25 protein-coding genes are annotated in these 21,046 nt (G+C 47.2%); 24 read left to right on the top strand and 1 reads right to left on the bottom strand.

The annotated features are described in order from the left end of the window. Position 1 precedes the first annotated feature (1 nt). The 24 genes from H6760_02875 to H6760_02760 all read left to right on the top strand — a co-directional run bounded on the left by H6760_02875 (position 2) and on the right by H6760_02760 (position 19,305). Positions 2-1,000 (top strand): asparaginase, encoded by a 999-nt coding sequence (locus tag H6760_02875; protein ID USN53098.1) that lies wholly within the window; start codon positions 2-4, stop codon positions 998-1,000. Between the two features lies 1 nt (position 1,001). Beyond that, positions 1,002-1,616, top strand: a complete 615-nt coding sequence (locus H6760_02870; GenBank protein ID USN53097.1) for a hypothetical protein — start codon at positions 1,002-1,004, stop codon at positions 1,614-1,616. A gap of 9 nt (positions 1,617-1,625) precedes the next feature. Beyond that, entirely contained in the window at positions 1,626-3,314 is a 1,689-nt protein-coding gene (locus tag H6760_02865) for a DUF2207 domain-containing protein (GenBank protein ID USN53096.1), read from the top strand. A gap of 21 nt (positions 3,315-3,335) precedes the next feature. Then, positions 3,336-3,737, top strand: a complete 402-nt coding sequence (gene mscL / locus H6760_02860; GenBank protein USN53095.1) for a large conductance mechanosensitive channel protein MscL — start codon at positions 3,336-3,338, stop codon at positions 3,735-3,737. Between the two features lie 265 nt (positions 3,738-4,002). After that, positions 4,003-4,446: a PspC domain-containing protein gene (locus H6760_02855; protein USN53094.1), complete on the top strand. Its 444-nt coding sequence runs from the start codon at positions 4,003-4,005 to the stop codon at positions 4,444-4,446. 3 nt (positions 4,447-4,449) lie between these two features. Beyond that, positions 4,450-5,433 carry a hypothetical protein gene (locus tag H6760_02850; protein ID USN53093.1) on the top strand — a complete coding sequence of 328 codons (984 nt, stop codon included), beginning with the start codon at positions 4,450-4,452 and terminating at the stop codon, positions 5,431-5,433. 550 nt (positions 5,434-5,983) lie between these two features. Continuing rightward, positions 5,984-6,898, top strand: a complete 915-nt coding sequence (locus H6760_02845) for an A/G-specific adenine glycosylase (GenBank protein USN53092.1) — start codon at positions 5,984-5,986, stop codon at positions 6,896-6,898. A 456-nt stretch (positions 6,899-7,354) separates the two neighbouring features. Beyond that, the gene (locus H6760_02840; GenBank protein ID USN53091.1) at positions 7,355-8,071 is read left to right on the top strand and encodes a hypothetical protein; all 717 of its coding nucleotides are present in this window, start codon (positions 7,355-7,357) and stop codon (positions 8,069-8,071) included. Positions 8,072-8,167: 96 nt separating this feature from the next. Next, positions 8,168-9,436 (top strand): exodeoxyribonuclease VII large subunit, encoded by a 1,269-nt coding sequence (gene xseA, locus H6760_02835; GenBank protein USN53090.1) that lies wholly within the window; start codon positions 8,168-8,170, stop codon positions 9,434-9,436. Beyond that, positions 9,433-9,648, top strand: coding sequence for an exodeoxyribonuclease VII small subunit (gene xseB / locus H6760_02830; protein USN53089.1), 216 nt, complete (start codon positions 9,433-9,435; stop codon positions 9,646-9,648). Before xseA ends, xseB begins: the two co-directional genes overlap by 4 nt. Before the next feature lies 1 nt (position 9,649). Further along, entirely contained in the window at positions 9,650-10,246 is a 597-nt protein-coding gene (locus tag H6760_02825; protein USN53088.1) for a hypothetical protein, read from the top strand. Positions 10,247-10,297: 51 nt separating this feature from the next. Further along, positions 10,298-11,095, top strand: a complete 798-nt coding sequence (locus H6760_02820) for a VIT1/CCC1 transporter family protein (protein USN53087.1) — start codon at positions 10,298-10,300, stop codon at positions 11,093-11,095. Between the two features lie 3 nt (positions 11,096-11,098). After that, positions 11,099-11,764 carry an ABC transporter ATP-binding protein gene (locus H6760_02815; GenBank protein ID USN53086.1) on the top strand — a complete coding sequence of 222 codons (666 nt, stop codon included), beginning with the start codon at positions 11,099-11,101 and terminating at the stop codon, positions 11,762-11,764. Further along, complete coding sequence (locus tag H6760_02810) at positions 11,757-12,998, top strand: ABC transporter permease (protein USN53085.1); 1,242 nt, start codon at positions 11,757-11,759, stop codon at positions 12,996-12,998. The genes H6760_02815 and H6760_02810 overlap by 8 nt, the downstream gene beginning before the upstream one ends. Positions 12,999-13,017: 19 nt before the next feature. Then, complete coding sequence (locus H6760_02805) at positions 13,018-14,355, top strand: hypothetical protein (GenBank protein USN53084.1); 1,338 nt, start codon at positions 13,018-13,020, stop codon at positions 14,353-14,355. Positions 14,356-14,410: 55 nt separating this feature from the next. Further along, positions 14,411-14,758, top strand: coding sequence for a hypothetical protein (locus H6760_02800; GenBank protein ID USN53083.1), 348 nt, complete (start codon positions 14,411-14,413; stop codon positions 14,756-14,758). Between the two features lies 1 nt (position 14,759). Beyond that, positions 14,760-15,578 (top strand): hypothetical protein, encoded by an 819-nt coding sequence (locus tag H6760_02795; protein ID USN53082.1) that lies wholly within the window; start codon positions 14,760-14,762, stop codon positions 15,576-15,578. Beyond that, positions 15,571-15,804: a DUF4342 domain-containing protein gene (locus H6760_02790; protein USN53081.1), complete on the top strand. Its 234-nt coding sequence runs from the start codon at positions 15,571-15,573 to the stop codon at positions 15,802-15,804. Before H6760_02795 ends, H6760_02790 begins: the two co-directional genes overlap by 8 nt. Then, the gene (locus H6760_02785; GenBank protein ID USN53080.1) at positions 15,797-16,141 is read left to right on the top strand and encodes a 4a-hydroxytetrahydrobiopterin dehydratase; all 345 of its coding nucleotides are present in this window, start codon (positions 15,797-15,799) and stop codon (positions 16,139-16,141) included. The genes H6760_02790 and H6760_02785 overlap by 8 nt, the downstream gene beginning before the upstream one ends. A 171-nt stretch (positions 16,142-16,312) precedes the next feature. Continuing rightward, positions 16,313-16,735, top strand: coding sequence for a carbon storage regulator CsrA (gene csrA / locus H6760_02780; GenBank protein USN53079.1), 423 nt, complete (start codon positions 16,313-16,315; stop codon positions 16,733-16,735). Positions 16,736-16,816: 81 nt separating this feature from the next. Continuing rightward, on the top strand, positions 16,817-17,941 hold the full coding sequence (locus tag H6760_02775; protein ID USN53078.1) for a CapA family protein: 1,125 nt from the start codon (positions 16,817-16,819) through the stop codon (positions 17,939-17,941). Between the two features lie 29 nt (positions 17,942-17,970). Next, complete coding sequence (locus H6760_02770) at positions 17,971-18,399, top strand: DUF1761 domain-containing protein (protein ID USN53077.1); 429 nt, start codon at positions 17,971-17,973, stop codon at positions 18,397-18,399. 135 nt (positions 18,400-18,534) lie between these two features. Next, positions 18,535-18,771, top strand: coding sequence for a DUF378 domain-containing protein (locus H6760_02765; GenBank protein ID USN53076.1), 237 nt, complete (start codon positions 18,535-18,537; stop codon positions 18,769-18,771). Positions 18,772-18,867: 96 nt separating this feature from the next. Then, positions 18,868-19,305: a hypothetical protein gene (locus tag H6760_02760; protein USN53075.1), complete on the top strand. Its 438-nt coding sequence runs from the start codon at positions 18,868-18,870 to the stop codon at positions 19,303-19,305. 5 nt (positions 19,306-19,310) lie between these two features. On the opposite strand, the gene H6760_02755 is transcribed toward H6760_02760, so the two are convergent. Next, positions 19,311-21,044, bottom strand: a complete 1,734-nt coding sequence (locus tag H6760_02755) for a cytochrome c biogenesis protein DipZ (protein ID USN53074.1) — start codon at positions 21,042-21,044, stop codon at positions 19,311-19,313. Positions 21,045-21,046: the final 2 nt, after the last annotated feature.

Raw genomic sequence — 21,046 nt, 5'->3', positions numbered from 1 at the left:
CATGCAACGTGCACGCATTCTTATACTTCTCGTCAGCGGATCAGCGCTGTCGTATGGTCCAGGCAAAAAGCGCCTGGTGCAGAGTGAGCGCGAGGTGGCTGCTTGGATGCGAGAAATGCAAGAGTTGAGCATCATGGCAGAAATCGATGCAACCTACGTGGCAAACGCCGAAGGGTCCGGGGTTTCGCCAGCCTTGTGGCAGTCAATCGGTCGGGTGATTAGCGACAACTATACCAAGTTCGACGGCTTTGTGATTAGCCATGAAGTAGAAACGCTGCACTATACCGCACCCGCCCTGGGCGCAGCACTGGGAAACACAGGTAAGCCAGTCGTATTAACTGCCTCACCGCATGATTTGCTGCGTCCAAAAGTGCCGGCAAACATACGGGCGCTGTTCGCCCATGCACGAGGCTTAGGACAAAAGGATAATCTCTTGAATGCCCTGCATGTAGCTGAATACTCCTTCGGTGATGTGTGTGCGGTCTTTGGTAATCAAATTCATCGCGCGATTGAATTGACTACAGTGGCACCGCCCGATGCACAGTATTTCCGTTCCTTGTCCGGAATTTTGCTCGGTAAAGTTGATTTCGGCTTGAAACTATTCCCACCGATCAGGAAACAGAGTAATCGGGCAGTGAAATTTGCCACTGACTTTGCCTCAGACATGGTGGTGATTGATGTGCATCCAGGTATGCAAATCACCGATCGATTGAGCGGCGAGGTAATGAAAGCACCGGGAGTTCTCGTGAAGCTTGATCCAGCTAGTCAGCTTAGTTCAGCTCATGTTTCGGCGTTAGAAAAACTGCAAAAAAGTAAAGTTCCTGTGATAGTTTATCAGCAAGAAGCTCAACAAGATCGATTGAGCTCTTTACCACTTCTCCACACCCTGCCATATCACAGTGCTTTTGTGTTGAGCTCATGGATTTTTGCTCAAGCAAAAAATACCACTCAAGTGCAGCGCTTACTTAAAGAAAAGATAAAGGAAATTCTGCACCACTAGTATGCACGTGTATTTTTACGGACCAGATACGACCACTCAACGATTGCGACAGGCCTACGCCATGATACGACGCATTTTGCGTGAGGCAGATATTGCACTTTCCTCAAACACTATTCACCCAGAAACAAGCCTAGATCCAGCCTCAGCCCAAGAAATAGAAGCAAAAGGTGGCACCTTGCTTGATGCAATGGATGCAATTGTGATTGAGGGCTCAACTCCTGACTCGGAAGTTGGATATTTACTTGCCTATGCAGTCGCCCAGAAGAAGCCAACCATCTTTTTATCAGAGCGCGGTAGTCCTGGCCGGCAAATCTTGAAATATCTCAATCAAAAGCAGGTTCCAAAAACTTGTCAGATACGTTATTATACGGATGACTCATTACAATGGTTATTGGGTGACTTCCTCAAAACAGTTGGGAAGCGGGAAGTGAAAGAGATTCCGCGCATTAAATTTACTTTGCGCATTACTCCGACCATTGATCACTATCTTGATTGGAAAACTCAAAATACGAAACTTAAAAAAGCTGACTACTTACGCGGAGAGATTGAAGAGATAATGAAACAGGATAAAGAGTTTCAATCCTGGCTCCAGCGCAAGCGTAGACAAGAAATATAAAGACCATCCATGCAAAATATTTTCCATCGATTTCGCTTCATTCCTATTCTCCTTATTGGACTATTATGGACCTCACAGGTTCAGGCGCAAATCAAGACTTGGGAGTTCCGTTCATGGGATTCGACTATTACTATTGAAACGGATTCCAGTATTATTGTAGATGAGCAGCAGGATATTGATTTTCATGGTGCTTTTACGTGGGTAGGCAGGACGCTACCAAAAACAAAAGGCATTTGGTATGACGAGATTGAGGTTTACGACCAGGACGGTAAAGCATTTGCCTCCTCAGATGTTGATATACAAAATACTTCGAAGGAAGTACGCATTCGAGCGTATTTCTCTAAAACACCAGATGCCGGTATTACACAAAAATCCATTACTTTTCATTACCGAGCCCATAATGCAATCGGTGATTTTGCTGACCATGACGAGCTCTACTGGAATGTAGTTTCTGCACAACGTGGAGTACCCATTCATTATGCCAGCGCTAAAGTCGTGCTACCGAAATCCTATGGCAGTGAAGATACGCAGCAGCGATTATTAGTCGGACCCAGAGGCAGTACGGCAGATCGGACAACCTATACGCAAGAAGGCGATACGTTAACCTTTACTACCTCTGATGTTGGACCATCAGATGAAATGACGATTGTAGCAGGCTGGCCAAAAGGAGAAGTAACTTTTGAAACTATCAAGGAGGAAACCAGCCTTTGGTCAAGTTTTTGGGACTGGTTCCGTTGGATATATATTGCCTCACCACTTGTATTACTTCTTTGGCTTATTTCACGCTGGCGAGCGCATGGACGTGACCCCGAGGGTAGGGTAACAATTATCCCGCAATATGAAGCACCCGATGGTGCGCCGCCGGCAGTCGTCGGTACTTTAATCGATGAGCAGGCGGATCGACGTGATTTTATTGCCACAATTATTGATTTAGCAGTGCGGGGTTATTTACGCATTGAAGAGGATGAAGAAGGGGGACTGTTTAAGAAAAAGGAGTATACTTTTGTTCGCCTCAAGAGTGTAGCGCATGATACGAGTTTGAAACCCTATGAGCTTTTATTAATGGAGAAGCTCTTTAGCACAGGAGAGCGAGTTGCACTTTCTGATTTGAAGAATTCCTTTTATAAGGATATGAAGGAAATCACCAGCAGTATTTATAGCGTTACCACAGATGAGTATGGTTATTTCCCGGTGCGTCCAGACAGTATACGTCGTCGATATTATTATGTAGCTATAGCCTTGATTCCTATCGGTTTTTTCACCCTTTTCGTACCTTGGGTGTATGCGCTGCTGCTGGTAATTTTTGGTCGAGTCATGCCTAAAAAAACCAAGAAGGGTATTCATGCGTTGGAATGGTCTGAAGGATTTAAGCTTTACTTACATACTGCTGAGCGATTCAGAGTTGCTGCCATGACTCCGCAAACCTTTGAGCGTTTCTTACCCTATGCCATGGTATTTAATGTGGAGAAGCAATGGGCGAATCGCTTCCGTGATATTTATACTGAGCCGCCGAAGTGGTTTCATTCAACACACCCACTCGCAGCATTTAATGCAGTGAGTTTTACTGACCACCTTGTCTCAGTTATGAACAGCAGCGTCGCAACTAGCCTTGCCAGTTCGCCATCTTCGAGCTCAGGATTTGGCGGCGGGGGATTTGCAGGTGGCGGAGGCGGCGGTGGCGGGTCGAGTGCCGGTTAGTGTTATTAATCGTGAAAAAGTATGTTAAAGGATTTTAAGGCCTTCATTATGCGCGGCAACGTGATGGACCTGGCAGTTGCGGTCATCATTGGTGCTGCTTTTGGTAAGATTGTCAGCTCTTTAGTCGCTGATATTATTATGCCGGTGATTGGTTTGATTAGCGGAGGGATAGATTTTTCTGGTCTACAAGTAAAAATTGGCGGTACAGAAGCTGAGCCAGTATATTTGACTTACGGGATGTTTATTCAAGCGGCTATTGACTTCTTGATTATTGCGGCAGTCATTTTCTTTATGATTCGCTTGTTAAGCAAATTACAAAAGCCAAAAGAAGTAGAAGTAAGCACGAAGTCTTGCCGCTTTTGCATTTCAGAAATTCCTCTACAGGCAACTCGTTGTCCAAGTTGTACTTCACAACTTGAGTAAAGAAAAAGGCCCCCACGCAATACACGTTGGGCCAACACACGAGAGAGCCTGCTTTTGCAGGTGAATTCACCCCGCAGGGCGACTTCGCAAATCTGATTGATCTCTTGTGTATTGTACCCGCGGAGCACCGCAGGGAGCCTGTTGTACTTGTGACAACATAGAGACATTAAGACTTGCTAAAATCTTTGTCAAGTCATTTTTTGCGCCAATTTTAGCCCTATTGCCAGTCCATAGAGCTGTGCTAGGATAAAGACAAAGGAAATTCATGTCTAATTCAACGCGACTATTAGTACGATCACGGACTCATCGGATGCTGGCAGGCGTCTGCGGTGGATTAGGACACTACTTTGGCATTGACCCAGTTATTTTTCGTATCGTCTTTCTCTTGCTTACCATCTTTGATGGGGCGGGCGTGCTTATTTATGTTGTGCTTTGGCTGCTTATACCACTAGAAGGCGCAACGCACGCTGCTACAACACTAAGTGAGCGCGCGCAACAGGTGGGAAACGAAATTCAAGAAAAGGTTGATGCGGTACAAAACGCTGGACAGGCAAATCAGTTGCAAAATTTTCTCGGGGTCATTGTAGTGGTGTTTGGTGTAGTATTGTTGAGTCGGCAACTCTTTTCCTTTACCTGGTTGCAGTGGCATAGTATTTGGCCTTTGACGTTTATTTTTCTCGGCATTTTTATTCTTATGAAACGGAGCTAAGCTATGACAGAGACACCGCTTCAAAATCACGAAACACCTACCTTAGGAAAAGAGGCTCCACCGCCTCCACCGCCAAAGCCAGAGGTAAAACCGGAGCAGCGCGAGTCGCGTTTGCATCGTCATAATCCTGGGCGCATACTTTTTGGCATCACCTTAGTTATTGTTGGGTTTCTCTATCTAGCAGAGACGACCGGTTGGGTTGATGTGCATTTCAATCTCTGGGAGCTGTGGCCTCTGGCTATCGTCTTCTTAGGAATATCACTCATCACCAAGTCATCCTGGGGGACCTGGGTTATGGTGATTGTGATAATTCTCGTTGCAGCCGGAGTCGGCACTTCCTCGCTTTGGATTAATGAGCGAGAAGTTGAACTAAAAGACATTGACTTAGCGCGCGCAACGGACGTGGTTGCAGCAGACCTGACTATTGATATGGGAGCAGGTTCATTAGATATGCAAGCTGGCGATGCTGAATTAGCCCAAGGAACTTTTAAATCGGACTTTACGAGCCTGTCACAAGTAAGCGATGTGAATGCGGATAGTGTGCAGACGGTAGAATGGAAGACTCAAGGAAATTGGAGCGGCCTTGGATCACACATTAATCAGCTTGATCTTTCCTTAACGCGAGAGTTGCCAATTGATCTTTTGATCAAGAGCGGTGCCATGAGTATGGATTTAGATTTCACTGAAGTGATGCTGCGCAAGTTGACTATTGCTACGGGAGCTTCAAGTCTTAATCTCACGCTAGGGGATTTACTTGATGAGAGTGAAGTAGCTATTGATGCTGGAGCTAGCTCAGTTGATATTAGCGTGCCAAGTACCCTAGGAGTAGATGTAAACGTTGATGCTGGATTATCTTCGAAGAATCTGGATGGCTTCAGTAAGACAGGTGAGAAAACCTATCGCTCAGACAATTACGACACTGCAGAAAAACATCTCAGCTTAACTCTCGACCTTGGCGTTTCCAGTCTCAATATTCATTGGGACTAAAAACTTCATAGCATAAAAGGAAGACCCCCGAACATGTCGAGGGTCTTTGAGTATCAACCAGGGATTATTCGCGCTGGAAGATTCCGATTGGTGATCACGCTAGGAGACGCATCCTGGTCGTGCACGAAGCAGGAGATGTGGTTCACTATCCAGCCTGGTAGAGCGGGTTTGATTCGCCCCAGGAAGGCCTCGATCTCGCGCTCGACCTCATCCCAGAACTGGCGATGCTCGGGCGGCAGGTCTTTGAGATGAACTTGAGATCCATCTTTGAGATTTCCCGGTGCCGAGTCGATGCTGATGGTGTATCTGAGTACCAGGCCTTGTTGCACACATTCCCTTGGAAGCGACTCAGGCGGCTCAAGCTGGAAGGTGCAATTGACTGTGACTGAAATCGCGGAAGGCTGTTCCAGAGTCGTACACATAGGCAACTCCTTCTGGACGGTTGGATAAAGAACTGTATGCAGAGCTAAAAACACTTTATGCTTTCTGTCAACTTTTAGGATCTATAGATGTATAATTCTGGGTCTTTATTCATGCTATACTGGGCGCGATGAAGCTACCCAGCACAACCCGGCGAAAGAAATTTCAACAACGAATTTTAGCATGGTTCGCGGCCCATCAGCGCGATTTACCATGGCGGAAAACTCGTGACCCTTATCGCATACTCGTCTCTGAAATTATGTTGCAGCAAACGCAGGTCAGTCGGGTGATTCCGCGCTACTTTGCTTTCTTACAAGAATTTCCTACGGTACGCGCCTTGGCTGCAGCTCCTCGTTCAAGTGTTCTACGGCAATGGTCAGGCTTGGGTTATAATCGTCGCGCTATAAACTTACAACGAAGCGCGCAGGAGCTAGTCCGTGAATACAAAGGTAAGTTTCCGGCCGATGTGGAGTTGCTTGAAGCGCTACCGGGTATCGGGCCCTATACTGCTCGAGCGGTTGCTGCCTTTGCCTTTGAGATATCCGTAGCAATGGTTGATACGAATGTTGAGCGTGTGTTGACTCGTTTTTTTGTCGGCTTAGACACGCAGCCAAAATTGAGCACAAAGGAAATGGCAGTCTTAGCTGCCTCGGTGCTCCCGTCCACCCAAGCTTGGAAATGGGGACATGCTATGATGGATTTTGGTGCTACTGTTTGTATCGCGCGTGATCCCTTATGCGAAACCTGCCCGCTACGCAATACCTGTCAGGCCTTTCCCCAGATTCAGAAGTTACGTCAGCAGGGAAAAGCTTTACCGCGCACAAAGCGCCCGGCCAGTCCCTTCCACGACTCAAGTCGTTTTTATCGCGGTCGTATCGTCGCCCTACTAACTGTTGAAGCGATGAGTGCGGCGCAGCTTTTTCGACACATACAAAAATCATACCCAAAAGCTGAACGTACGCGCTTCACCACCGCGCTGGATGCTTTGGGCAAAGAAAGGATTGTGGAAAGGGTAAAGGGTAGACTGCGCTTGCGAGACAGTTAGTTTTCGCATTATAGTGAGATAGGCAAGAAGGAGGGAGTAATGATTTGCCTACGCTCTTATCATAGCGTTGCTCAAGTTGCGCATTGGTGCGATCGTTGCTGTCAACCGATTTATCCCGGTGAGATGTATGAGGGAGTGGTCCAGGTCTTACCGAATCAGGAGCATCGATTGATCGTTTGGAAGACGCATATTAATCCTAGCTGTGATTTCCCGGAAGATCCGGATGAAGAGCTATACAGACGCGATGGAGAGGGCATCGCGTCTTTACTTTTGCAAAATATGTATACCCCAGGCGAAGATGACCATTTTCGCCTGGGGCTAATGGTTGACAAAATCACCTGCAGATGCTAGGTTACGGTGTTTCATGCCGGATGTTTTCGCGGCAGAAACAGGCTCATTTCACGATTCTGCGAGAGTGGAATCACTTACAAGAGTTCCAATAACTGGGGGTATCTGATGCGTTCGTGGATTTTTTCTTTGGTTACACTGTTGGCCCTGTCCTTCAGCAACTTTGCTTGTGGTGGGAAAGAGCCAACGCCACCCGAGTCTTCGCAAGAACGACCGACGCTCGTCGATGCAACCGGACCCGTGTTCGTACATACGGACTGGAATCGCGATAAGCGTCAGGCCTTGATCAAAGACATGGCTGATCAGGCGCTGTATCGTAACCAACCGGACCACCTCATCGGCATGGTTTCGGACGAGATCCAGTTCTCCAGCCTCATCAACGTGAGGGTGGTAGGCTACCTGGGTAGAGTGGATTACGTTGACCAAGGTCGTCGATGTCAAGGTGACGAAGTGATCACAGACGGCGTCTTCGATGTTCGTGGCGATGTCAACTTCGCTCTCTTGGATATTCAAGATCCGGGGATGCAAGACAACGTCTACTTCGGTCGGGAACCTGAGAATCGGCCCACGGTGTTTTTCATCAATCTGTCTGGGCCAGGCTTCCTTGGTCTTTCGATGGATCGCATCGGTGAGATTCTGAACACGAGACAGTCGGCTGAGGACAAGGCTAGGGCTATCCTGAACTATCTTCAGTCTCTTCCTGTTCAGGAAGACTGCGCCGGTACCCATTGGGAACGCCAAGCGGTTATTATGCCGACTTGGTTGAGTTGGGGCGAACAGGTCGCTTTGGCCAGTCTACTGGTCGAGCGTCCGCCATGTGGCTAGCTCGCCTTTGAGCTCGTGCAGACCGCGTTATCGACCATCGCTTTATGCGAAGGAGGATGGCGCGGTTTTTCTTATCCAAAATGCTATACTACCCCTATGCCTGAGATGCGCATAAAAAACGCTCAACGAATCTACTCAGTCCACGAGCTGGTCCAGGGCGTTCGCGAGCTTTTGAAACAAGCAGTCGGCGTGGTCACTGTCCAGGGTGAGGTGACGGCCTATCGTGAGCCAAAGGGTAATTTAGTCTACTTTGAAATTAAGGATGCCAAGAGCGCGGTGCTCTGTTTCGCGATGACCTGGGAAATGAATGTGCCGATTGAGAATGGCATGGAAGTGCAGGTGGTTGGCTATCCCTCCCTTTTTCAACGTCGTGGTAGTTTTCATTTCAAGGTTATGGAAATCCGGCCGGTGGGCGCTGGGGCAATACAACAAGCCCTGGAAAAGTTAAAAGCCAAGCTGGAAGGTGAAGGACTTTTTAGCGAGGCACGGAAGCGGGCGCTGCCACGTTTCCCTGAGAGCATCGGGCTGATTACCTCTCCTGATGCCGCAGCCTATAATGATGTCCTGCGTGTGCTAGGTAATCGTTGGGGTGGCGCAGATATTCACTTCGCCCCAGTGCCAGTACAGGGGACGGGCTCAGCAAATCACATCGTGGCTGCTCTGCGAGGTATGCAAAGTCTCAAACCCGATGTGATTATTTTGACTCGAGGAGGAGGCTCAATCGAGGACCTCCACGCCTTTAATGATGAACAGGTTGCTCGAGCTGTTTTCGCCAGCGAGGTGCCGGTAATCTGTGGAGTAGGTCATGAGCGCGATTGGACTATCGCCGATTTAGTAGCTGATAAAAGAGCGGCTACACCTTCAAACGCGGCGGAGTTGGCTGTGCCAGATCGACGAGAAATCAACTTTGCACTTGATGCAATGCTTGATACTATAGATGTGCGATATACGGCACTCTTGCGTGCACAAGAAGCGCGAATCCAAGAAGCAATCCAAAGCATACTTGATCGTTCCCAAGTGCAGACCGAGGAATTGCGCAATCTTTTGCAAGTCTTTACCTCAAGCTTTCGCCGCTTCTCTTTAGCACTTTCACAAGCTGATCAAGAGTTAAGTCATTTAGCCTCGCAACAAGAACAGGGCTTTATGAATATGCTTACTTCTTGGCGGCAGCGTGTAGAGCATAGCGAGCAGCTACTCATATCCTTATCCCCGCAGTCGACTTTGGATCGGGGATATAGCATTACTCGCGATGCTAAAACAGGCGCAGTCATCCGCAATGCAAAAGGTATTCAAAAGGGACAGCGCATTCGCACCCAAGTTCATCAAGGAAATATTGACTCAACGGTTAACACTTCACACACATGACTACAAAACGATCACAGAAAAAAATAAGCTTCCAATCATCATTTCAGGAGCTACAAAAAATTACCGACCGTTTCGAATCAAGCGATTTAGATTTAGACGAAGCAATGCAGCTATTTGAGCGGGGCCTCACCCTGGCTAAAGAGTTGAAGAAACGCTTAGGGGAAATGGAGAATACGGTGAAACAAATGAAGAAGAAAGTAGATCAAGAATAATATGTTTCGTCCGCGCCATAAAAATCTAAGCGGCCCCCTACTTATCGTCAGTATTTTTATCTTAGTGGTTGGTTTGGGGATTTTATGGAAGCTGTATAATGCAAATGAGACTGTAGTAAATGAAAATGCCCCAGCGCTTCTGCAAAATACTAATGCGGTAAACTCCTCAAACAACAACTTCGCCTTACAGCCAGAGCAAGAGATTCCTGAAACGGTAGCGCCACCAGCACCAAAGACAAGCGCTGACGCACCGCAGAGTCAGAGTGCCTGTGAAGTAGCCGAAGGCGAATGGATTTGGCAAGATGGATTTTGTCTGCCCTCAACGCAGAGCGCGTGCTTGGCTTTTGACGGGCTATGGGGACCGAGTGGTACCACTATTCCTGATGGGTGCTCTCTCTGGGCTGAGGACGGCGGTAATGAGTGCAGTGACAGCGGTGATTGCATCGGTCGTTGCATCGTGCAAGAAGGCGATATTCCGCAAGGGGATAGAACTGATGATGATTTGCAAAACGTGACTGCCCATTGCACTACCCGCGCCCGAGTGGCTGGTTGTTTAACTGAGCTGCAAGGCGGGGTGCCGACAGTATTGTGCCAATAATCAAGATATTGCTAGCTTAGCCTGTACGCGTTATAGTGCTACGTGCCTGCTATGAAAAATATCCCAAACACATTTCCTAAAGAGCTAGAAGAAGCGCTGCAGCGTAAGAAGCAGGTGCTAAACTTACCGGAAAATTATACCCACCATCAGGTAGAGGATGTTTTTCACCAGCGAGCTACAGGGCGCTACCTGGCTGATATTGTATTTGGAGCCAGCGATGGTCTCGTCACGACTTTTGCAGTAGTGGCTGGTGCCGCGGGCGCCGATTTAGCTGCTACGGTAATTATCATCATTGGTGCGGCCAATCTTCTCGGTGATGGCTTATCAATGGGCTTAGGTAATTACTTAGGTAAACGCTCAGAGGGTGAATACGAAAAAAAGCAGCACGAAAAAGAGAACTGGGAAATTGATAACTTTCCTGAAATTGAGCAACACGAGATCAAGGAGATTTTTGCGCATTGGGGATTTCAGGGTCAGGCACTTGATAACGCGGTTGCTACCGTGTGCAGCAATCGTGAGATATGGATTGAAATAATGATGAAAGAGGAATTAGGTATTTTTAAAGACGATGATTACCATCCAGCTAAACACGGTCTAGCCACTTTTATTGCTTTTGCGCTGGCTGGTTTCGTTCCTCTACTTCCTTTCCTCTTTGGCTATGCTGGTATGTTTGCCTTCACTGCCTCTATGGTGCTGACCGGATTAACCATGTTTTTTACTGGCGCCTTTCGATCAAAAATTTCCACCATCACGTTTTGGAAGGGTGGCTTAGAGATGTTAGCGGTCGGCGCAATTGCTTCTGGATCAGCTTACCTTATTGGTGTAGTCTTAAGTCGAATTTTGGAATAAGTTATGGCACTACTTGAGTTAAAAAATGTAGTTAAGGCGTATCAGTTAGGTGATCACTCACTTGAGGTTCTGCACAGTGTAAATCTATCGGTCGCCAAAGGGGAGTTTGTCGCCATTATGGGACCCTCTGGGTCAGGTAAGTCGTCGCTTTTAAATATCCTAGGTTGTTTGGATTTACCAAGCAGTGGGGAATACCATTTTGATGGACGTTTAATCCAGGGCTTAGGCTCAAACGCCTTAGCCAAGATTCGCTTAGAGGAAATCGGTTTCGTATTCCAGAGTTTTAATCTCTTACCTCGCTATAGTGCGATGAAAAATGTGGAGCTACCTTTAACCTATAGTCGGAAAAAGAATCGCAAAGAAAAGGTAATGGAGATCCTCGAGCAGGTTGGCTTGGTTGATCGGGCGCATCATGCACCGCGTCAGTTATCAGGCGGAGAGATGCAACGCGTTGCGATTGCGCGGGCGCTTGTGAATGACCCTAAAGTTATTTTTGCCGATGAGCCAACTGGTAATTTGGATTCTAAAACCGGTGTAGATATTATGAACCTCTTTGCCAAGCTGCATGCACAGGGCCGAACCCTTGTAATGGTTACTCATGATGATGAAGTGGCGGCCTACGCTCAGCGTAGAATACTTATCCGTGATGGGGAGGTGCGCGATGCTTAATCTCATTTGGGAGAATTTACGATTAGCCCTAAGTGCTATCTGGAACAGTCGCTTACGTAGCTTCTTAACCATGCTTGGCATAGTCATCGGTGTTTTTTCGGTGGTAACTCTGGTAAGCATCGGTACCGGTGTGCAGAAGGAATTTGAAAGCTCAATTTCTGATTTTGGTGCAAATATTGCCGCAGTCATTTCAGGTGACCTCGGTGGAGAGGAAGGCGGGGGAGCGATTACCAGTTTTGCCAGTCTCTCTTCCCTTAGTCTCGAGGATGTTGCCAGCATACGTACGATTGATGGGGCGAGTGTTGTAGCACCCATGATGATCGTTCCTGGAGCGGTAAGTATTAATGAGGATACGCCATTCCAACCCTTGATTATGGCAACGACTTCGGACATTGATACCTTGCTTGAGTTTAACTTCGTGAATGGTCGAGGTTTTTCTAGTAGTGAAATGACTGACAGCGCTAGGGTGGCGATCGTGGGAAGTGATTTTGCGGATATGTATTTCCCAGATGGCGCACTAGGTCAGGATTTTATGCTTCTCGACGAGAAATTTACGATTGTTGGTACTTACGCGAGCTCTTCAGAATTGTTTAGCGGTGAGTCTAATGGCGTACTCGGCAAGGTTCCTAACTTCAATGAATCAATTCTCATTCCGGTCTCTACAGCTGAGGACGTGCTTGATACCTTAAACATTTTCCGAATTGTTGCTCGCTTTGATAAAACCGAGCAAGTGCAACCTGGTGTTGATGCTATTCAAGAAAAGCTACTTGCCAATCACAAAGGAGTGAAAGATTTTTCAGTCTTAACCGCAGACGATATTCTTGATTTGTTTGATCAGTTTTTCGGCATTCTCACTGGCGCGGTAGCGGGCATTGCTGCTATTTCACTGATCGTCGGAGGAATTGGCATTATGAATATTATGCTCGTGTCAGTGACTGAGCGAACAAAGGAAATCGGCCTACGAAAGGCGATTGGCGCTTCAGGAGCAAACATCCTTTTACAATTTCTCATAGAATCGGTAATATTAAGCATTGTTGGTGCATTGATAGGTATAGGCTTGTCGATCATTGCCGGGATATTTATTCAAGCCAAGCTGGGCTTGAGCACATTCCTGGACATCAGGATCGCCTTTATCGGAATAGCCTTCTCGGTACTTATTGGCGTGATATTCGGAGTTGCTCCGGCTATCCGAGCCGCCCGACTAAATCCAATCGACGCACTTCGCTACGAATAATTAATTTTTGCAGTATTCCATGCCTGTAACACAAAAACGAACGAAGAAGACAACAGCAAAAGCAGCTCGAAAAACAACCAGCGTGAAAAAACCTAGCCAGAAAAAGCCTCGAGCCAAATCTCGACAAGTTTCGGCTGCAAAAATTTTACCACAGGCACAAACAACACCTAGTTTACCATCGGCTCCAATCAAAGCTGCTTTGCCGGTTGCTCGTCAATGGCCTCGATGGGCGCCATACTTTGGCGGACTCGCGTTAATCGCTTTAGCGGTTACTGGCGCGATGCTCTTTGGCGCACCAAAATATCAAGACACCGATTCAAGTCAGGGCATAACTTTAGGTGAATCTGATGCAGTGAATCCTAGCTTAGAAACTTCGCAGCTCAGTGTTTGGCAATATGCATATACTTGGAATGGGAATACTCTTGATCAGGAGACATCAGAGCAAAGCACTTACTCTGAAAACGTTAGAAATGTTACAGAAGAAGATTTTACTGCCATCGCGCAGCAATTCGGTTTAGCTGATACTATTCGCTCTACCGTCTTTGATGAAGATAACGTTTCTTTTGAGGCCGGCGTGGTTACTCCTAGCGTAGAGAATAGTGGAGATACCTTAACTCCGCCAGACGCCACTGTATTGAGCGATCCAAATGCGTATCAGCTTTATGCCTATGCTCAGGATAATCGCTATTGGTATTCCTTACTCTCAAGCGCAGATTGGTTGTCAACGCATCAGAGCGCAGTCCCAACAGCAGACGAGGCTAAGCAGCTAGCTGAAGACTACCTAAAGTCGAGAAATCTTTTGCCAGCCGACGCAGTAGGTCCTTATGTTGCCAATGCGACAGAGAACACGCCCTTTATCTCCGTGTATTACACCCAAGAAATAAATGGCGTACCAGTCATCGATCAGAGTGGTGAATTGATTCGTTATGTGACAATTGAATTTGGCGCAGAGGCAAAAGTGATAAATGTTACCGGCCCAGTTATTCCAGTGCTTTTACAGGAATCAGATCAGAAGATTTTTGCTAAGAGCGCTTCACAGGCCTGGGATGAGCTGCAGGATAATAAATGGGGACCAGGGCGTGATCAAGTTGCTCAACCGAACGAAAACGCTCAAGTACATACCCAGAATATAGCTGTGCAATCAGTTGAGCCAGCGTACGTGCAGGTTTGGACGCCGACCACAGACGGTAAGCGCCTTTACGAGCCATCCTATCGTTTTATTGGTTCAATTGACGACGCTGATACTGCTACCTCATTTGCCTATTACCTGGTAGTGCCGATGAATGATGATGAGAGTGTTGCAGGTAATGCAGTCCCGACTGCGACAGATCTTCCTCTAGACGTGCAGCCCTATTAGGCCAGGTTTCCATTCACCTTGAGGTTTGCTATGCTGTAGCTAGCTACTTTTTGCTATGCGAGCTTCAACCCTCATTATTCTCATACTCTTTCTGGCAACGCTTGCCTTTGGCGGTGTATATTTTTTTAGCTCGTCAAAGAGTGTATCTGAGGATAATACTAACTCAAGTCCACATAGTACAAATACTGCAGGTCAATTAAATGTAAATATTGAGACCACTGAGCTCTCAGCAGTGCCACCAGAGCCTAGCGATGATATTGATAGTATTGCTAACGCATTAGCCTCAGATGCACAGGTTGAGGAAACGACTACGTTAAAAACCGACGACGCAGCTCTTTTGAGCGAGGACGAACAAGCGTTGACTGATTTAGGTCAGGCTTATACTGAAAGTGACTTGCCTTAATATGCGCTACACCACGCATCGCATTTCAATAGTTGCCCTAATCGTGTTAGCTGTTTTGCCAACACTCGCTTTGGCTCAAGTAAATTTCGGATCTGCGGTAAATAAAGCGCGAAATGTGGCTGACGCTACAAACGCACGTAGCGCGGAATTACAAGAGCAAGTGGAATCAGCGCTATGTACGCGGCTTGATACTTTACTTGTACAGCAAAGCCAGCGTTTCTCTGCTAAGGAGGATGCGGTAAGCCTCGTACAAAATCGTCGTGAGCAAAGCTGGAATACCCGGGTGGAAAGTCGCGAGCAATCGCTTGATGAGCATCGGGATACCTGGGATAAAAATCGTCTACAACAATTTACTCGCTTACGTGCAAGGGCAAATACGGAAATTCAGAAGCAAGCGGTGGAAGCATTTATCCAAAATGTTGAAGACGCGATAGAGATTCGTCGTGCAGCCGTTGATGCAGCGTTGGCGACATATCGTAAAGGGCTTGAGGATTTATTGGCTGAACGTAAAAGCATTACTGCCGCAGCAACTGATGAGTATAAAAGCGAAATTGCAGTTGCTCTAGATGCAGCGAAAATTGATTGTGTTAGTGGTGTAAATGCGAGCGCGGTGAAGAGCACACTTCTTGATGCTTTTGCCGCTGCGAAGCGAACTTTACAAATTGCACTTAGTGATTTACGAGCAAGTAGCGATGACCTACAACAGCTAAGCGAAGCACGGCGAAGTGCAGTTGTGGCAGCCGGTGAGGCCTATACATCCACTTTAGCGCAAGCTACCAAGACTCTTAAGCAACAATTTGGAGAACAAAGCAATGACTGAAGAATTTAAAGTCAATGGTGAGGACCTTGTTCGCAAGATCAAGGAACTCATCCACGAAGGCAATGTTCGTCGCATTAGCATACGGCAAGATGATAAAACCATGCTGGAAATTCCAGTTACCTGGGCAGCGGTCGGCGCGGTGATTGCGCCAGTTTTTGCCGCAGTTGGTGCTTTAGCAGCATTGGTGACCGAATGCACTATCGTGGTGGAGAAAAAAGATGAGTGAGCTCCTAGCGAAGAAATGCGTTCCATGCGAGGGCGGTATACCGCCGGCAACTGATGAAGAGATAGCTCAGCTTCTCCCGCAGCTTTCTAACTGGGAAGTGAAAGTAATAGAGAAGAATGGTGTGGAAATGAAGACACTGCAAAAGCGTTTCACTTTTGACGACTTCCGAGCTGCTATGGCATTCCTACGTAAGGTTGAAGGGCTAGCCGAGTCCGAAGGACATCACCCTGACTTTTGCGTTCACTATAATAAAGTCGATTTCACCTTGTTTACTCATGCCATTCGCGGTTTGCATGAAAACGATTTTATTCTGGCCGTTAAGATAGACCGTCTCTAGAGTGGTTGACCCCACACCAAGTTTGGTGTGGGACTCACTCCGTACCAGGTTCGGTGCATGGTTGACAAAATAGAGAGACTCGCGTAGTATCTCCGTTTGCAACAGGAGGGCGTTTTTGGCGCCCGAGAAACCAAGGATGGCCACACAGCCAAGCAATGGAGTACAAGAGTCATGCTCATTTTGACAAGGAAGTTGGGGGAGAATATCCGGGTAGGTGATCGGGTCAAGATCATCATCCTGGATGTGAAGGGTGGACAGGTCAAGATTGGCGTTGATGCGCCGAAGAATGTCGCTGTCCACCGGGAAGAGATCTACGATCGGGTGCGCGATGAGAATCGTCGGGCATCCGGTGTTTCAGCTCAAGCTCATGGCGAGGTCGCACAGAACTTCGCTGACGCCAAGCAAGCACCCGAGGTGAATAGCTCGTCTGCCAAGCCCAGCAAGCTGGAATTGGCGGCGGGGCGAGTGAAAGAAGCTTTCAGACTGCCGTCCACAAGGACCGGAAAGTCGAGAAGGCCTCGGTCCAATGGAGTGGACAAAAAGCCTTCTTCGAAGCCCAAGTCTTCGCCCAAGCAGCCGGTCAATCCTCGTTGACCACTATGGCCTGTCGTCATCTTTCGGTGTCGGCAGGCCTTTCTTATTCCTCGTTTTTGGAAAATAGGGTATCGTGTGGGTATGTCTGCCCGTTACTTTTATCCCGTAGTTGTTATCATCCTGGTCTTAGGCGCAGGTTGGTTTTGTATTGCTCAGGTGGCAAATAAGATTGCCGGGCGAGCACCGAGGGTATACGCTTCACTACAAGATCAGCTTGTCTATGAGCCCTCAACAGACTTGAGTGAGGTGCCTGAAGAATCGTCACAAAGCATGCATCTCTATGCTGTGGGGGATATTATGCTTTCTCGTACTGTGGCAGATAAGATGGCGAAAAAGGGAAATGACTATCCCTTCTCTGGCATGAAAGATATTTTACAGCAGGCCGATGCAGTGTTCGCAAACCTGGAGTGTCCTATTACAGCCGGTCGGCATATTGAAGCAGAAGAGTTAAGCTTCCGGGCTAACCCTGGGGTTGAAGAGCTAATGGCTGACGCAAATATTTCCGCAGTTTCCTTGGCAAATAATCACAGTCCTAACTTTGGAAATGATGGATTGTTAGATACGATAAGCTATCTGGACGCAGCCGGGATCGCCTCGACCGGGGCAGGCGAAGATTTAGATCAGGCGGAGCAGCCGGCCTTGCTGACGCGTAATGGAATTACCATCGCCATCGTTGCGTACACCTGGAGCTCCTTAGTTCCAGCCAGCTATGGCGCAAGCGACACGCAGCCTGGGACTGCGTTTATGGACATAGCAAATATGCAGTCCGCTGTGCAGCGAGCGCAAGAGATGGCTGACTATGTGTTTGTTTCGATGCACTCTGGTATTGAATATACTTACACGCCAACACAGCAGCAGATTGATTTCGCTCATGCAGCAATTGACGCTGGAGCAGAGCTAGTGATTGGTCATCATCCTCATGTGGTGCAAAATATCGAAGCGTATAAGGGGAAGTATATTCTCTACAGTCTAGGTAATTTTATTTTTGATCAAATGTGGTCACAACCAACCAGGGAGGGGATGCTGGCTGATATCGAAATCGATAGCCAGGAGGGTGTCACTGGTTTAGACTTCGTACCGGTTATTATTGATGACTATGCGAGGCCTCGTCCGGCTACAGATAAAGAAGCGGAGCCTATCCTCGAGCGCTTACAACTCGATAAGGTTGCTTGTCCCTGCACTACCCAAACGGCAGATGACGCCTAAACCCCAATCGTATATACTATGCACAAGTTTTGAAAGGGGGTGATTATGTGTTCGATGTAGCTATTAATTATTGGGCGGTTTTAGTTGCTGGTGCCTCATCCATGTTGGTTGGTAGTATTTGGTACGCACGAAGCGTTTTTGGTAAGGCCTGGATGGGCTTTGTAGGAAAAACCGAGGAGCAAATTAAAGAGGGGAATCCGGCAAGATCAATGTTCTTTGCCTTTATTCTTTCTTTAGTTGTAGCTTATGTACTTGCGCATGTCATTGGGTATGTAAAAGTTACCACATTGGTAGATGGGTTGCTTACCGGTTTTTGGATGTGGCTAGGATTTGTCTTTGCCACTGTTGGTACAAACTACTTATTTGAGTTTAAGAAGTTTGGCCACTTTGCCATTACCACTGGCTATCACCTGGTTCAGCTCCTTGTTATGGGGGCTATTTTAGCCGTGTGGCAGTAATTTGTATTGCACTAAACAAAAGCCCCGTGAAAGCGGGGTTTTTGTATTCTAGTAATAAATCCCAATATATAGCACTATTTTTCATTCAGTGCTATACTTATTCACAGCATAACAAGAAAGGGGGTGAGTAACGTTATGAAAATGAATGTAATGGATTGGATCGCAATGATCCTTCTCGTCATTGGTGGCCTTAACTGGGGTCTATACGGTGCTTTTGAATTTGATTTGGTAGCAACTATTTTTGGCGATCTCTCAGTGGTTTCCAAGATCGTCTACGTCCTCGTTGGTCTCTCAGCGTTGTACGTGCTTGTTACCTTGCCAGCAAAAGGCAAGTCAGGTTCATCGAGCATGCCTTCGATGCCTCAGCAATAGTATTTCTTTGAAACTTGTTTTGCAGCGGGCTCACGGTCTAAAAAACTGTCGCGCGCTGCAAGCCGAGGTGTTAAAGATTCCTTAACTTTGAAACATATGAAATCTTCGTTGGCCTTAACTTTGATTTTGCTTTTCGTGGTGTTGGGCGGTCTCTTGTCAGGCTATTTAAGCTATGTAAATTTGTTTGCGAACGGATGTGGTCAAACCATTATTAGCTGCGGAGTGAACCCTGTATATATTGTTGGCTTACCAAACTGCGTATATGGATTTGCCATGTATGTGGCTATTGGAATTTTATCCGCAATCTATTGGGTGAAGGGAAGTTCAAAAGGTATCGCCAATGCTTTAGTTTGGTTAGGTTTGGTGGGCACGCTTTTTGCACTGAGTCTCTCGGTATACGAATTGTGGTTGGCTGCGGAGAAGCCAGAATCCCTCCCAGCTTGTGTGTATGGATTCTTTTTCTACCTCGGAATTTTTGTAGTGAGCCTGCTTCTGCGCCGTAACGAAATGCGCAAAATGCAAACAACCGTATAGCTACTTTACCCGAAGGTAAAAGTGTAAGCCTCTAGTCCAGCGGCTGGGATTTCAATCGTCAGTGTATGGCTGCCGTAGTTTTCTGTGCTAATGAGATGATAAAGGGTGTGGGCTTGTATGGTAACCTGACCGTTTTTATCGACATCTGCACCTGTTTGAGTTGAGCTAAGGTTTTCTCCATCCAACTTGAGTTGCAGCTGCACAGCGTTATCCGCTGCTGCCACCATGTAGACATTCTTCGCTTGATAGGGAAGTGTAATACTTGCCGTATTTGAATTTGTTGCGTACTCGTCCTGGAAGTTCCAAGTTCCGCTTAGGTAGAGCATATTTTTTTTCATATCATCCGGCAGAGTGAGCTCTTGGGATCCAGTTTGAAATTGAGTACCGTTGCCGAGGTATTGATTTCGAGCTGAGCCAAAATAAAGCTCCGGTGTAGCAATTTGGGTGAAATCAGTATCCGTTGTTTCGGTGCTAATACTTGCATTGACTGACTTGCCTGCGTTTTGTAATGCCTCTTGGATTTGTCGTTCAGTTTCTTCATAGCCACCTTCGCCAATGTGATCATAGATGATGTTACCATTTTGATCGACTAAATACTTCCTGGGCCAATAGCGATTTTTATATGCTGACCAGGTAGCGAAGTTGTTATCCTGCATGACCGGATAATCAATCTCGTAATCCCGCAATGCTTTTGCCACGTTATCAGGATCTTTTTCAAATTCAAATTCAGGTGTGTGTACGCCAATGATGACCAGTCCATCATCCTTGTATTTCTCCCACCAGTCCCTGAGGTAGGGGAGGGTGCGCTGGCAATTAATGCAACTGTAGGTCCAAAAATCAACCAGTACCACTTTACCACGCAGCTCTTTTAAGCTTAGTGGATCGGAATTAAACCATTCACCGCCTGGGATGAGCTCAGGCGCGGGCGTGTCTTCTTTTTTGCTCTGGGTTGCTTCGTTCATAGGCTTGCCTTGGATATCTTCATTTGGCTCAGCATTAAGCTTATCTAATTCTTGCTGGACTTGCTCGTTGTCCTCAATCTTAGTTAAGCCAATGCCATAGTTTGGGAAGGTATCGAGAATAAAGGTTTGAAATTTCCTATCAAGGTTGGCTGAAATACCAATTGCCGTAATAATCATGAACACACCAAAAGCCTTTTGGATGCGACCGGTGTTTTGCATTAGCCAAGGCACTCGCTGCAAGAGATGACGTCCGCCATACATGATCGCCAGCATTGGAATAGCTGTTCCGATAGCATAGGCTAGGGTGATAAATGCGGCGCCGCTGCTTACTGAGCCGGTGAGCGCGAGTGAAATAACCGATGCCAAGATTGGGCCGACACAAGGCGTCCATAGCAAGCCAATACTAAGTCCGATGAGGATGCCGCCCCAAAAGCCAGTTCGATTTGCTTGACGGGGTGCTCGGCTAGAAAGGCGCGAGAAAAGTTGCTCTAGCCAGACTTGGACTCGAGGGAAGAGGAGGCTAACCCCAAAGCCGAAGAGCACGACAATTGAGAAGGTCCGTAAAGCCCCGGCTGAGATTCCAGTAGACTGCACAATGGTGGCCAGGAAAAGTGTAAAAAAGCTGAAGCTTAAAATAAAGCCGAGAACAATTCCGAGCGGCCTCCGTTTACTGCCAGTCACTGATCCAGTCAGGATAACCGGTAGTATTGGCAGAATACAGGGTGAGAGGACGGTGACGACACCGGCGAGAAAGGCAAATCCAATAAGTAATAGCATGG

The organism is Candidatus Nomurabacteria bacterium (assembly GCA_023898465.1).
GTDB lineage: Bacteria > Patescibacteriota > Patescibacteriia > HK-STAS-PATE-3 > HK-STAS-PATE-3 > HK-STAS-PATE-3.
Note: the sequence above shows the minus strand (reverse complement) of the source record. Positions and strands in the feature narration are given on the sequence as shown.

Bases quoted from the DNA above. Each gene is read 5' to 3' on its own strand.
- H6760_02785 (USN53080.1), top strand. From the start codon at position 15,797: ATGAGTGAGCTCCTAGCGAAGAAATGCGTTCCATGCGAGGGCGGTATA.
- H6760_02850 (USN53093.1), top strand. From the start codon at position 4,450: ATGACAGAGACACCGCTTCAAAATCACGAAACACCTACCTTAGGAAAA.
- H6760_02800 (USN53083.1), top strand. From the start codon at position 14,411: ATGCGAGCTTCAACCCTCATTATTCTCATACTCTTTCTGGCAACGCTT.
- H6760_02760 (USN53075.1), top strand. From the start codon at position 18,868: ATGAAATCTTCGTTGGCCTTAACTTTGATTTTGCTTTTCGTGGTGTTG.
- mscL (USN53095.1), top strand. From the start codon at position 3,336: ATGTTAAAGGATTTTAAGGCCTTCATTATGCGCGGCAACGTGATGGAC.
- H6760_02825 (USN53088.1), top strand. From the start codon at position 9,650: ATGTTTCGTCCGCGCCATAAAAATCTAAGCGGCCCCCTACTTATCGTC.
- xseB (USN53089.1), top strand. From the start codon at position 9,433: ATGACTACAAAACGATCACAGAAAAAAATAAGCTTCCAATCATCATTT.
- H6760_02790 (USN53081.1), top strand. From the start codon at position 15,571: ATGACTGAAGAATTTAAAGTCAATGGTGAGGACCTTGTTCGCAAGATC.
- H6760_02855 (USN53094.1), top strand. From the start codon at position 4,003: ATGTCTAATTCAACGCGACTATTAGTACGATCACGGACTCATCGGATG.
- H6760_02815 (USN53086.1), top strand. From the start codon at position 11,099: ATGGCACTACTTGAGTTAAAAAATGTAGTTAAGGCGTATCAGTTAGGT.
- H6760_02810 (USN53085.1), top strand. From the start codon at position 11,757: ATGCTTAATCTCATTTGGGAGAATTTACGATTAGCCCTAAGTGCTATC.
- H6760_02845 (USN53092.1), top strand. From the start codon at position 5,984: ATGAAGCTACCCAGCACAACCCGGCGAAAGAAATTTCAACAACGAATT.
- H6760_02795 (USN53082.1), top strand. From the start codon at position 14,760: ATGCGCTACACCACGCATCGCATTTCAATAGTTGCCCTAATCGTGTTA.
- xseA (USN53090.1), top strand. From the start codon at position 8,168: ATGCCTGAGATGCGCATAAAAAACGCTCAACGAATCTACTCAGTCCAC.
- H6760_02755 (USN53074.1), bottom strand. From the start codon at position 21,044: ATGCTATTACTTATTGGATTTGCCTTTCTCGCCGGTGTCGTCACCGTC.
- H6760_02840 (USN53091.1), top strand. From the start codon at position 7,355: ATGCGTTCGTGGATTTTTTCTTTGGTTACACTGTTGGCCCTGTCCTTC.
- H6760_02870 (USN53097.1), top strand. From the start codon at position 1,002: ATGCACGTGTATTTTTACGGACCAGATACGACCACTCAACGATTGCGA.
- H6760_02765 (USN53076.1), top strand. From the start codon at position 18,535: ATGAAAATGAATGTAATGGATTGGATCGCAATGATCCTTCTCGTCATT.
- H6760_02875 (USN53098.1), top strand. From the start codon at position 2: ATGCAACGTGCACGCATTCTTATACTTCTCGTCAGCGGATCAGCGCTG.
- H6760_02805 (USN53084.1), top strand. From the start codon at position 13,018: ATGCCTGTAACACAAAAACGAACGAAGAAGACAACAGCAAAAGCAGCT.
- csrA (USN53079.1), top strand. From the start codon at position 16,313: ATGCTCATTTTGACAAGGAAGTTGGGGGAGAATATCCGGGTAGGTGAT.
- H6760_02775 (USN53078.1), top strand. From the start codon at position 16,817: ATGTCTGCCCGTTACTTTTATCCCGTAGTTGTTATCATCCTGGTCTTA.
- H6760_02865 (USN53096.1), top strand. From the start codon at position 1,626: ATGCAAAATATTTTCCATCGATTTCGCTTCATTCCTATTCTCCTTATT.
- H6760_02820 (USN53087.1), top strand. From the start codon at position 10,298: ATGAAAAATATCCCAAACACATTTCCTAAAGAGCTAGAAGAAGCGCTG.